General features: G+C 60.1%; 14 protein-coding genes. 7 read left to right on the top strand and 7 right to left on the bottom strand.

The genetic code is table 11. The features are described 5' to 3' along the window. Positions 1-83: 83 nt before the first annotated feature. From EOB36_RS31435 to EOB36_RS31415, 5 genes are read right to left on the bottom strand one after another with little or no spacing between them, the layout of a single operon-like run. On the bottom strand, positions 84-968 hold the full coding sequence (locus EOB36_RS31435) for a S49 family peptidase (protein ID WP_128286406.1): 885 nt from the start codon (positions 966-968) through the stop codon (positions 84-86). Further along, positions 958-2,496, bottom strand: coding sequence for a phage portal protein (locus tag EOB36_RS31430; protein ID WP_206637229.1), 1,539 nt, complete (start codon positions 2,494-2,496; stop codon positions 958-960). Before EOB36_RS31430 ends, EOB36_RS31435 begins: the two co-directional genes overlap by 11 nt. Beyond that, positions 2,496-2,711: a hypothetical protein gene (locus EOB36_RS31425; protein ID WP_128286405.1), complete on the bottom strand. Its 216-nt coding sequence runs from the start codon at positions 2,709-2,711 to the stop codon at positions 2,496-2,498. The genes EOB36_RS31430 and EOB36_RS31425 overlap by 1 nt, the downstream gene beginning before the upstream one ends. A 4-nt stretch (positions 2,712-2,715) precedes the next feature. Further along, a complete protein-coding gene (locus tag EOB36_RS31420) occupies positions 2,716-4,671 on the bottom strand; it encodes a phage terminase large subunit family protein (RefSeq protein WP_128286404.1) in 1,956 nt (651 codons plus the stop codon). Further along, positions 4,665-5,228 (bottom strand): hypothetical protein, encoded by a 564-nt coding sequence (locus EOB36_RS31415; RefSeq protein ID WP_128286403.1) that lies wholly within the window; start codon positions 5,226-5,228, stop codon positions 4,665-4,667. Before EOB36_RS31415 ends, EOB36_RS31420 begins: the two co-directional genes overlap by 7 nt. An 89-nt stretch (positions 5,229-5,317) precedes the next feature. Here EOB36_RS31415 and EOB36_RS31410 point away from each other — a divergent pair, with 89 nt between their 5' ends. The 4 genes from EOB36_RS31410 (at position 5,318) to EOB36_RS31395 (ending at position 8,039) form a co-directional block, all read left to right on the top strand. After that, complete coding sequence (locus EOB36_RS31410; protein ID WP_206637228.1) at positions 5,318-5,968, top strand: DUF3489 domain-containing protein; 651 nt, start codon at positions 5,318-5,320, stop codon at positions 5,966-5,968. 35 nt (positions 5,969-6,003) lie between these two features. Next, positions 6,004-6,402, top strand: a complete 399-nt coding sequence (locus tag EOB36_RS31405) for a hypothetical protein (protein WP_245467950.1) — start codon at positions 6,004-6,006, stop codon at positions 6,400-6,402. 275 nt (positions 6,403-6,677) lie between these two features. Then, positions 6,678-7,064, top strand: a complete 387-nt coding sequence (locus EOB36_RS31400; protein ID WP_128286402.1) for a hypothetical protein — start codon at positions 6,678-6,680, stop codon at positions 7,062-7,064. Positions 7,065-7,151: 87 nt separating this feature from the next. Continuing rightward, positions 7,152-8,039: an RNA ligase family protein gene (locus tag EOB36_RS31395; RefSeq protein ID WP_128286401.1), complete on the top strand. Its 888-nt coding sequence runs from the start codon at positions 7,152-7,154 to the stop codon at positions 8,037-8,039. 351 nt (positions 8,040-8,390) lie between these two features. On the opposite strand, the gene EOB36_RS31390 is transcribed toward EOB36_RS31395, so the two are convergent. Both EOB36_RS31390 and EOB36_RS31385 read right to left on the bottom strand, forming a co-directional pair. After that, on the bottom strand, positions 8,391-8,939 hold the full coding sequence (locus EOB36_RS31390; protein WP_128286400.1) for a phage tail protein: 549 nt from the start codon (positions 8,937-8,939) through the stop codon (positions 8,391-8,393). A gap of 2 nt (positions 8,940-8,941) precedes the next feature. Beyond that, entirely contained in the window at positions 8,942-9,124 is a 183-nt protein-coding gene (locus EOB36_RS31385) for a hypothetical protein (RefSeq protein ID WP_128286399.1), read from the bottom strand. 468 nt (positions 9,125-9,592) lie between these two features. Here EOB36_RS31385 and EOB36_RS34545 point away from each other — a divergent pair, with 468 nt between their 5' ends. The 3 genes from EOB36_RS34545 to EOB36_RS31375 all read left to right on the top strand — a co-directional run bounded on the left by EOB36_RS34545 (position 9,593) and on the right by EOB36_RS31375 (position 10,278). After that, positions 9,593-9,769 carry a hypothetical protein gene (locus tag EOB36_RS34545; RefSeq protein ID WP_164897669.1) on the top strand — a complete coding sequence of 59 codons (177 nt, stop codon included), beginning with the start codon at positions 9,593-9,595 and terminating at the stop codon, positions 9,767-9,769. A 65-nt stretch (positions 9,770-9,834) separates the two neighbouring features. Then, positions 9,835-10,020, top strand: a complete 186-nt coding sequence (locus tag EOB36_RS31380) for a hypothetical protein (protein ID WP_128286398.1) — start codon at positions 9,835-9,837, stop codon at positions 10,018-10,020. A gap of 12 nt (positions 10,021-10,032) precedes the next feature. Continuing rightward, positions 10,033-10,278, top strand: coding sequence for a hypothetical protein (locus EOB36_RS31375; protein ID WP_128286397.1), 246 nt, complete (start codon positions 10,033-10,035; stop codon positions 10,276-10,278). Positions 10,279-10,280 lie beyond the last annotated feature (2 nt).

Genomic DNA, 10,280 nt, shown 5'->3' with positions numbered 1-10,280 from the left:
GGGTCATGCTTGAAATGGACTCGCCGGGCGGCGAGGCGGCGGGTTTCGCGGGCCATAACGTTATTCATGGTTAGTTTGCATCCTTACGTTTGCAATTCGTCAACATGATCGGAAAAGGTTTGCACCGCTTCATCGAATGTGCCGAACTCGTTAGCCAGCCCCGACTCTATTGCGTCTTCCCCGCGATACATTCTTGCCTTCGTATCACGGATTTTCTTCGCGGCGATTCCACGATGCTGCGAAACGAGGTCGACAAACATCGCATAAAGACTATCGACATCGGCCTGAATGGAATCTTGTGCCCGAGCGCTCAACGGCTCATGCATGTTGCCGTCAACCTTTTCCTCGCCGGCAAAGATGTAGGTCCAGCGCTGGCCGGCGAGCTTGTCCGCTTCGCTCAAGTCGATGTGCGCCGCCAAGACGCCGATTGAACCGACCTCACCCGTAGTCGGAATCCATATTTCATTGGCGGACGATGCAAGCGCGTAGCAGGCCGAGGCGGCGCATTCGTTGGCGTGCGCCCATACCGGCTTGTTGAACAGGTCAGACGTGGCGCGAATATGCATCGCCAGGTCGAAGCATCCCCCGGCCTCGCCGCCCGGCGAGTCCATTTCAAGCATGACCCCGCGCACCGCCGGATCAAGCATCATTTCATCAAAGGCGGCGCCGATCTCTTCGTAGCTGGCAAGCCCGGACATCGAGTCCAGCCACGACCCCCGCCTTACCAGCGTGCCGAGGATAGGAAGAACGGCGATACCATACGAGGACATATAGCCGCCGCCACGATAGCTGCGGCCCGCACCGGCCCGAGCCGCGCGCTCCGGCTTCGGTACGTCGGAAGTGGTGAGTTCGAAGCCGTCAAGGATCCGGGGGCCGATAGCGGCCAAGATAGTGTTCGCCTTCCGCCGGTGGACAAGCAACGGCGTATCGAAAACGAGGCTTGCGATAAGCGGAAGGTCACGCCGCATTTTTCATGTCCTCTTCCGAGTCGGCCTTGTCATCATCGTCGTCGGCCTTATCATCGGGAGCCGAGGGCGGGGCGCCAGGCATCGAGGCCGGCGCCGGCACGCTGCCATCGGTGTCGAACACAAGCCCTGCAGCCTTCGCCGACTTCCGCTCTTCCGCGATCTCGGCATCGATGTCCTCGCGGTCGTAGCCGCGTTCCGCGACACTTTGCGTCCGGCTCTTGAGGCCTCCGCTGATCGCATCCTTTTCGGCCTTGATATCCTTCGCCGGGTCAAGCCATTCCTGCCGGGGCGGCAAGTGATCGCATGCCCAATATTCGGTCGGGTCCGTGTCATAGCCGGGAAGGTCTGCCATGCCGGCCATAACGGCGCGCTCGACAAAGGCAATCCAGACCGGGCGGCAAAGTTGGAAGATCAGCGTATTGTTTTGCCACTGCGAGATCCGGCGGCGGAACGCAACAATGGCGGTGCGGACATTCGAGAAATTGCCCTTGGTCATATCGCCGGTTCCGATGGAATACGGCACGCCGAGGCCGGCAAATATTTTCAAGGTAGTGCGGTATTGGAACGCCTCATATGATCCGCCAACCTCGGCCGGCGAGGAAAACTTGATGTCTTTGTCCATGCCGAGGTCGATGATGGCCCCAGGTTCCATGCCGGCAATAGGCGTGTCTTCGTCGTCGCCGTCCACATCTTCATTTACGGAGATCGGGTTGTCGCCACGGCCGATGAGAAACGCGGTGAACAGTGCGGCCGTTTTCTTCCGCTCGATTTCGGCGTCGTCATAGACCTCGAGTCCGAAGATCTTGACGAGGACACGGGCGACCCGAGGAACGCCACGGATCTGCCCGCCCTGGCGGCCATCGAAAACGTGCAGCACTTCGGCCGCCGGCACCCGTACCCGGTCACGCGCTTTCGTCGTGTTGGGCGGGCGGACATCGTTCGGATGATAGCGCCAGAAATGATAGGCGACACGGGCGCCAATGGCGTTGAACTCGATACCGGCCACGATGAAGTTCCCGCCGGGAAGTGAGGCGGTGAAAGCCATGTCGAGCATTTCAGTCGGCAGCATTTGCAACTGAAACGGCACCGTCCACATGTCGGAACGGCGGCGCGACCGGATGCGGACAAAGCATTCGCCGGCCATGTAGGCTTCGCGGGCGATCTTCTCTTGGAGGCCATAATAGTCCGTCAAGCCCTCCGCGTCGGCCTCTTCGGTCCAGCGCCAAAAGAGATCAAGCAACGCGGCTTTTTTTTCCTTTTTGTTCTTGAAGCGGGGGCGCGGCTTGATGCCGTCCCCAACTGCGGCGCTGGTCCATTCGTCAACCGCGTTGCCGGCGTGCCCATCGTTTTCGTAAAGCCACCTGGCGCGGGCCACGAGGGTAGGCCCGGCGGCAGCGATGGCGACGTTGACGTGGTTGCGGGATGGATTGAAGCCGCGCAAGCGACGGCCCGTACCGGCGGCCTCAAACGAATTGTTGCCGCCTCCGTTCAACCGGAACGCGCTCATCACCCGCGAGATAACGCCCATTAGTAGCCCCGCCTGGCATCGAGATAAAAGACTTTCTTGCGCGGCTTGCCTTCGGCTTCCGCGATCTCGTCATTGATCCCGGCGAGCGCATCTTTCATTTCCGCGATGCTCCGATACTGGACGCTCTTGTCGCCGTGCCGGACGATAAGCGCGCCGGTGCGCATCGCCTTGAGAAGCGCCGCCTTCGTGGCTAGGAGCAATTCCAAATCGGGCATGACATCACATGAACGGACTGCCGACGACGCGACGGCGTTTCCGGTTCACCTTAACACCTGGCTTCGGCGTCTGGATTCCACGATGCTGCGAAACGTCATCGTCTAGCGGTAGCGCCACGGGCGGCGGTTCCGGCTCATCCTCGCGCTTATCCTGCAGCATGCGTTCCACCTTGGCGGCCTCACGGTTCAAGACAAAGCCAGCGGCGACAAGCCCTTGCAACGATGCGTAGGCATAGACGCGGCAGTCCAACGCCTCATTCCTGGCGTGGTCCGGCTTCCACCAAAACACGTCTTTGAAGCCCTTGACGTACTTGGTTTTCTTCACCTCGGCCGTCATCTGATCGAAGTAATCTTTGTCGCGCTCCATCGGGAAGTGACAGGCGCCGGCACCGCTCACGGTGGCGCCCGTCTTTTCGAGCCGCTTGACGATGGTCGCTTTCGCGCTATCCACGCCGATGGGGAAAAGGTTGATCCTGCCTTTGTTGTTTCGGGTCGGCTTCTTCGGCCAGACAGCCCGAGCACCGGCATAACCCTTGATACCCCAAATCCGGCGCCCCTCGCGCGGCTTCACGAATCGATAAACGTCCTGGGTGTTGGCACCGCCGGTGTCCACCGCCGTCGCCGCGATAGCCATCCCGTTTTCAAATGCGGGGTGCGGCCATCGCCTAAACAGATAATCATCGAGTTGATCCCAAACCTCTTGCTGCGACGGGTCACCGACAAAGACCTGATAGTCGATTGACCAAGACTCCTCGTCTCGCCCCCATCCCACAACCTCGGCCTCAAGGCGGTCGGGCTGGACGTCGACGCCAGCGGTAAGCAGGGCGACGCCGGCCTGGCAATCCGAGAAGGCTTCGCGCTTCGCAAGCAACGTTTCCGGGTCCGCCTTCTCGCCGCCGGTGTCTTCCCAGGGCTCGCCAAGCACGGTGTTGACAAAGATCTGTAGGAGCGCGGGGTCGTCCTTCGCGCTCATGAATTCGGACACGCATTCCGACCACTTGAACCAAGGCGAATAGAGCGCGGAAAGGTGATAGCTGCGGATGTTCGGCCGTACCGGAACGGCCGTTGCTATCCACGCGGCGCCACGCTCTTCCGATAGCAGGAACTTTTTCCGCGCCTCGGTATGCCGGTGCTCGCAAAGTTCGCCGGTGTCCGGGTCCGATGACTGGCAGGCGAAGGCCGCCGTTTCCGGGTGTCCCGGTTCCCATTTGATGGCGGCCCAAACGATGGGCTGCGCTGTCCCGCACTTCTCGCACTTCACGTTGTAGTACCGCTGGTCACCCTCGGCGAACGACTTCGCGATGCGGCTGTTGAGCTTGAGCTTTGGGGATGACGTGATGAAGATTTTGCGACGCGGAAAATTCGCGGTGCGCTTGATCGCCAACATCGCGGGGTCGCCTTCGTCATCGGCTGATGCCGGGTAGGCGTCGACTTCATCCAGCACGAGCCGGGACACCGGGGAGCCGCGAAGGCCGGAACCCGAGTTGGCGCCAGTCATGAACAAGGCGCCGCCGTCGAAATCCTTCTGCATCACGGTATTGCCGGAATCCCGTGAGCGCGCCGGCTTGATCTTTTCTGCGAGCGCCGGGCTTTCCGAAATCATCGGGTCGATGCGGGTTTTCGAAAACTTTTTCGCCATGTCGATGGTGGGCAGCACGTACATAATCGGCCCAGGCGAATGGTGGATTGTGTAGCCGACGAAGTTGAAGCCGCCTTCCGAGGCGCCGATCTGGACGCCCTTCATGAACGCAACGGTTTCGATGGCCGAGTATGTGGACAGCGAGTCCATGATCTCGCGTAGGTACGGGGTCCGCGAGGTCCGCCACTTGCCGGGCTCAGACGACGAAACCGAAGTCAGGTAGCGGTGTTCGTCCGCCCATTCCGAAACGGTAAAAGGTGGGTCCGGCTCGATGGCCGCGACCCCTTCCTCAAACAGATATTCGAAGGCGTCAGCTAGCACGCGGACTCACCGAATGTGCCGGCATCCATCGGCGCCCGCGTCTTCGACAGTTCGGCCAGGGCGACGCGCATCTGCTCTTCAAGAACGCCGGCAAGCAAGACGGCGTCGACCTCGACCTCGGCGGCGATATCGGATGCATACCGGTTCGCGAAATTCAGCATCGCGGCGCGAAACACGCGCATCAACGAACGGATCGCGCGGCGCGCTTCCTCTTTGTCGACCGTGGTTTCTTTGAGCCGTTCAAGATTGATCTTGGCGGCCTCAAGGTCTACCTGCATCCGCTCGACTTTGAGATCGTATTCGCTGGTTTCTTCGGCACCCTCGGCGTCGGCACGAAGCTTCGAAGTCTTCGCCGCCGGCTTCCGTCTCTGTTGGTTCGGGTTGCAATTTGCAAACCAATCGACCCGAGCCACGACGGAATCAATGGAACCGTCCGGCAGGACAGCCTTTGCAAGCCGTCCGCTCTTCACGCGCTGGCGCACCGCGTTAGGGGAAACGCCCATTTCTCGGGCAAAAGCGGCTAGGCTGATACCCTCAACTTTTTTCCGCCCCGCCACTTTTCTGATCCTAGCTATATACATCACGCATATCGTGCGCTACATATCGTTTGCGAATTGCAAACACTCTAGCTGAATCGGAAACGACAATGAAGTCCTACAACGTGAAGTCAAATGCGAAGCGTTTCGCCCGCCATCTCGCGGCGAAGCATCCCGGCTACATCGCTGATGAGCCGATGCCTGTGATCCCCGGCGCCGCCGAATGGTTCCCGCATGTCGCGGCCCCGACCAAGGTGCTCGCCGCTGGCATCCCCGATGAGATCAGCGGAACCGCCTATGTCAACGGCCGGCTCGCGGACGCCGTGGCCGTCAAGATTGCCGAGCCCGTCACGGTCCTTGCTGGCAAGGCCACGGGCGCCGCTGTTGAGACAACCGTGACGCTCGGCGAAGCGGCCGCGATGACGCCAGCCGCGATGAAAGCAGCGGTCGCGGACCTGCCACCCACGAAGTCGTCGCCGGAAGAGATAGCGGCGAGACGTGCGGCCCGAGCCTCACGCGCGGCGGAACCGAAGCCGGCGAAGGTGGCGAAGTCGACCAAGGCTGACACCATCCTTGAACTGGTGTCCCGCGAAGGCGGCGCCACCATCGCCGAGATCATGGCCGCCACGGATTGGCAGACCCATACCGTTCGCGGCTACATCGCTGGCACCCTACGCAAGCGCGGCCACGACATCGTTTCGAAAAAGATCAAGGGCGAAGAAACCCGCTATGTGATCCCGCGCCCCGAGGTGGAAGCGTGAGCGGGGTGGCTATCTGCAAGACCTGCGGCCAGGGTGTGGACCTGGACGCCCTGCAAGCTCACAACTGCCCCGGCCTCGGCGTCACGGTTGAGGTCGACCCGGAATGGCGGCTTGTCATTCTGGAGTCGCCTTATGCCGGTGAAGTCGAAAGGAACGTGGCCTATGCTCGGGCCGCGTTGCGGGACTGCCTGAAACGCGGCGACGCCCCGGCGGCAAGCCATCTGCTCTACACGCAACCCGGCGTCCTCGACGATGACGATCCAGCGGAACGCGCAACCGGCATCGGCGCCGGGCTGGCGTGGGGCAGGAAAGCCGAGGCGACCGTCGTCTACACCGACCGAGGTGTCTCCAAGGGCATGGCGCAAGGCATCGCGCGCGCCCTCGCCGAGGGCAGGCCGGTCGAGTACCGGAGGCTTGAGGGATGGGCAGCATAACCAAGCGGGGGCCGTGCCAGTTCGCGAGGATAGAGCCCGACAAGGCGGGCCGCGTTGTCATGCGTGCCGACGCGGCATGGCCTTGCATGTTCCCGGTCGAGGCGCCAGTGTTCCCGGCGTCCATCACCGACGCCTATGGCTACACCTGGCCGCCTCGGCGAACCCACGTCACCCGTGAGTCGTGCGCGGCGTGCCCGTGCTGGACGGCGAGGCCGGTCTAGTATCAATCCTGCTTTGCCGCTACGGTGCGCACGGCCTTTTCGGGAGTTTGAAAAATGAACGCGAGATACAATCAACACCGGGCCGAGGACTTGAAAAACGTTTTGGAACTGATCGAAGGTCGGTTCTATCAGACGCCCGGCGGCGGAACATTCAAGGCCGGCAAGATGAACCTTGCTAAGAATACCGGTTCGGTCGAGCGCTCCGTCGAGTGGCTGTCAGGCGGCGGAAGCACGGGGCACGCCTGTCGTCTTACCGAAGGCCCGATGTTGAGTCACGAGCCCGACGACCGCATCTACGCGGCGGTTTCCGATGAAAGAGTTATGGAAATCGAAGCCCGAGTCATGCTTGGAGAGTATCAGGAAGGCAAGCGCACCAACGCTTTGCCGGCGATCAAAAACATTCCGTTGGTCCGCAAGTTTCTGAATTGGATAGCGGCTTAGACAGCCGGCGACCCGCACTTGCCAGGGTAAAAGTTTCGGAACCATTTTAGTAGAAGCTGATTGAATCACGGTCCCGTGAGTCAGTTCATGCGTCTAGCGTTCATCCCGCCAATGAAGCCGAAGCTTGTTGATAGCCCGCCCCTCGGGGATGGCTGGACGCATGAGATCAAGCTTGACGGCTACCGAACCCAAATCATCATCGACGGACCCGAGGTCCGCGCCTACTCAAGTAGCGGCGCGGACTGGACGAAGCGATACACCGGCATCGTCGAGGCGGCCCGAGAGCTTGACGTTGAGTCCGCGATCATTGACGGCGAGGCGGTTGTACCCGACGAGAGGGGCCGCCCCGATTTCCACAAGATGCAACGGGTTATCCAGAAAGACCCTTACGCCGCCATCCTCGGCGCCTTCGATATCCTGCATCTGAACGGCCACGACCTCCGCGACATCGGCTGTAAGGCGCGCCGGGAAATGCTGCATGGCATCGTTAAGCCAGGCACCCGGATTCAATTCAGCGAGGCCCTACCAGGGGACGCGAAAGCGATCTTCTATCTGGTGGAGCAAGCCGAGCTTGAGGGCGTCGTTTCGAAGCGCGCGGACAGCAAGTACCGCAGCGGCCCGACCACGAATTGGGTGAAGGCGAAAAGTTTTATGTACAGTGATCTTGATCTAATTGGATATCAGCGGGAGCGAGGCAAGGCGGCTCAAGCCCTCTTCGCCGAACCGGGCACCGGGCACTATATCGGAACCGCTGTAATCACCCTCGGCCGCGACATGCGTGACCGGCTTTGGCAGCGGGTCCAGGCCAAGGCCGGCGGCGCCCCGCCTAACGCCGTCATGAAGAAACGGCACCCCGCGACGCAATGGATCAAGCCGGGAGTGAGGGCCAGGGTGAAGCACTTGCGAGGTGAAGTGATCTTGCGGCACGCATCAGTCAACGCGCTGCTAGACGATGGCGAAGAGGGCGGCGCCTAGACCTCATATCGGCCCACACCAGGCCGCGCGCCCGCGTCATCCTGCCAAGCTATTGATCCGATTGAAGGATTCCGCCGGGGAAGTGAGCCGCGGAATCCGTGGACCCATTCACAAAAGCGATGGCTGATCAACGTGACGAATAGAATAGGTATGCTTTCCTAGATTTCTGTCGCTAGTGAAAAGGTGCGATGCAGCGCTCCCCTCACCCTGGCACCGCCTGGGAAGGACCCGCGTTTTTCATAACGCATTGAAATCATTGATGAATTTGATTTGATGGGGATCAACGTTGATCGTGATGGGTGCTGGACCTCGGGGCGAGGCCCTTTTAGACCTATCAAGATTATTGATGGATCAACCTTTGAAGGCGGCGCGCTTAAGCTGCCTGACAACGTTGGTCAACAGCTTGTCTTGAGCTTCAGCCATGATCCCGCCGGACTCAATCGCTTGTGACATCACCTGGGTGACACCGGCACCCCATAGCTCTTTGATCGGAACACGCTTCTTCGAAGTCCTAACAAAGACTCCCTCATGCCCGGACTTCATGGTCGCGATAAAGGTGCCCTTGTAGAGCTTACGTGTTCCCCAGGCGTTGGCGGTTACACCTGGCTTCGTCTGGCGCGCCGCGAACTTCACCAGCGCTATAGGCCTTCCTGATCCCCGCACAGTAGCGGTGAGCGTTGACGGCCGGGAATAGGGATAGATGCGGATCGAAGGGTCTACATCACCACGCTTCAAACCACCTGCTTTGGCAACGATGCGAGCCGCAAAGGTGCGGACCTGTTTCGCTGTGGTGTTGACGGCAATGTTCAGCGCATGGTTCAGCTTCGGGGGCTGCAGCTTGCGCATCAAGGCTTTGACCTCAGCGGTTTTCCAATCCGCCCTGATCTCAAGCTCGGCCATGCCTACTTCGCCTTGCCCTTCGGGGCTGGCTTCATCACGGCCTCCGCCTTCACGGGGGCAAGCGCACCGGCACGACGCAACCGGTCCACGGTGTCCTGCGGAACACCTTCGGGAACAGGCCCTTTCAGGAACTGTCTCGCGTTGCCTCTATCGGACACAACCATGTTGCGGATCAGTTCAACCATTTCGGAATTCCCCTGTAGGACGAGTCGTGCCTCGGCGCATTAAGCGCAATCGTTGAGGAAACGTCAACGGAGGCTTCGCAAGAAATGTGTATTAGGCCTATTTTCCTAAAAAACGGAACATACAGGGAATACATACAGCTAACACACTGTTCTATTTATATAAATGTATTTGTATAGAAATATATATATAAATAGAGCCTTATACGCATGCCTCTATGCGCATCCCCGCTATGCGCTATGCATGTATAGCTCTATGTTTTTCGCAAAAATCCATACATCTAAATATGCACAATGAAATCAGCGCGTTGACTGTATTTTAGCGTGTATTTCAGGGTGTATTTTTCCCGATGTATGCGGGTCCGGGCCGTCCTGGCCCGAAAAACGTTCGCATTTCGCAAACTTTCCTCTTGCGTCCTCGATATTCGCGACGTATATCAACGTTATCGAAACGCGAACGGGAGAAGTGACATGACCACTGAAAAGAGCCTGACCAAGACGACCGACCTGGGCAACGAATGGTTTGCCAACCAGTGGAGCGATGGGTCGATGACCATCCGCAACCCCGAGAGAGGCCAGCGGATCGACCTTCCCGTCGAGAGCGTGACAACCCTGCGCGACATCTTCGCTTCCGCCGCCTCGCGCTGACGCTTCCGGTTTCCGGCCCCGAGCGGCCGGTTTCCAGAACCGTCATCCCCTAAGGAGCCGCCCCGATGTCAGACTCCGCATTCAAAACCGCCGCTTATCCCGGCTACTCGACCGGCCAACTTCGCGACATGGTGCTGAATAAGCGCAATGACATGATGGAAGCCGAGATCGCGCGCCGCGAGCGCGTGGCCGCTGGTGACATCACCGTGATGACGGATGGCGAACGCCTCCGCTTCGCCCGCAAGTCATAAGGAGCGGCCACTATGTCACCGAAGACCGCCGCCGCCCTCGCCGAGATCTCCCGCGCCGTTGCCTCCGGCCAGGCTCGATTAGTGCCGGCGCTGTTCTCATGGCAGTTCGGCCGCGCCGCTTCTGCCGCCGCGTTCCGGGCCGCCAAGGCGCAAGGCATCATCGAGGTCGCCTATCACAGCATTTCCGGAACGCCGGTCTATCAGGCCGCCGGGATACATGCCGCCCTCGCCACCTTCTCGACCTCAACAAAGCACTAGGA

It is taken from the genome of Mesorhizobium sp. M6A.T.Cr.TU.017.01.1.1, from assembly GCF_004023115.1.
Lineage (GTDB): Bacteria > Pseudomonadota > Alphaproteobacteria > Rhizobiales > Rhizobiaceae > Mesorhizobium > Mesorhizobium mediterraneum.
Note: the sequence above shows the minus strand (reverse complement) of the source record. Positions and strands in the feature narration are given on the sequence as shown.

Bases quoted from the DNA above. Each gene is read 5' to 3' on its own strand.
- EOB36_RS31435 (WP_128286406.1), bottom strand. From the start codon at position 968: ATGCGGCGTGACCTTCCGCTTATCGCAAGCCTCGTTTTCGATACGCCG.
- EOB36_RS31430 (WP_206637229.1), bottom strand. From the start codon at position 2,496: ATGGGCGTTATCTCGCGGGTGATGAGCGCGTTCCGGTTGAACGGAGGC.
- EOB36_RS31425 (WP_128286405.1), bottom strand. From the start codon at position 2,711: ATGCCCGATTTGGAATTGCTCCTAGCCACGAAGGCGGCGCTTCTCAAG.
- EOB36_RS31410 (WP_206637228.1), top strand. From the start codon at position 5,318: ATGAAGTCCTACAACGTGAAGTCAAATGCGAAGCGTTTCGCCCGCCAT.
- EOB36_RS31400 (WP_128286402.1), top strand. From the start codon at position 6,678: ATGAACGCGAGATACAATCAACACCGGGCCGAGGACTTGAAAAACGTT.
- EOB36_RS31395 (WP_128286401.1), top strand. From the start codon at position 7,152: ATGCGTCTAGCGTTCATCCCGCCAATGAAGCCGAAGCTTGTTGATAGC.
- EOB36_RS31390 (WP_128286400.1), bottom strand. From the start codon at position 8,939: ATGGCCGAGCTTGAGATCAGGGCGGATTGGAAAACCGCTGAGGTCAAA.
- EOB36_RS31385 (WP_128286399.1), bottom strand. From the start codon at position 9,124: ATGGTTGAACTGATCCGCAACATGGTTGTGTCCGATAGAGGCAACGCG.
- EOB36_RS34545 (WP_164897669.1), top strand. From the start codon at position 9,593: ATGACCACTGAAAAGAGCCTGACCAAGACGACCGACCTGGGCAACGAA.
- EOB36_RS31380 (WP_128286398.1), top strand. From the start codon at position 9,835: ATGTCAGACTCCGCATTCAAAACCGCCGCTTATCCCGGCTACTCGACC.
- EOB36_RS31375 (WP_128286397.1), top strand. From the start codon at position 10,033: ATGTCACCGAAGACCGCCGCCGCCCTCGCCGAGATCTCCCGCGCCGTT.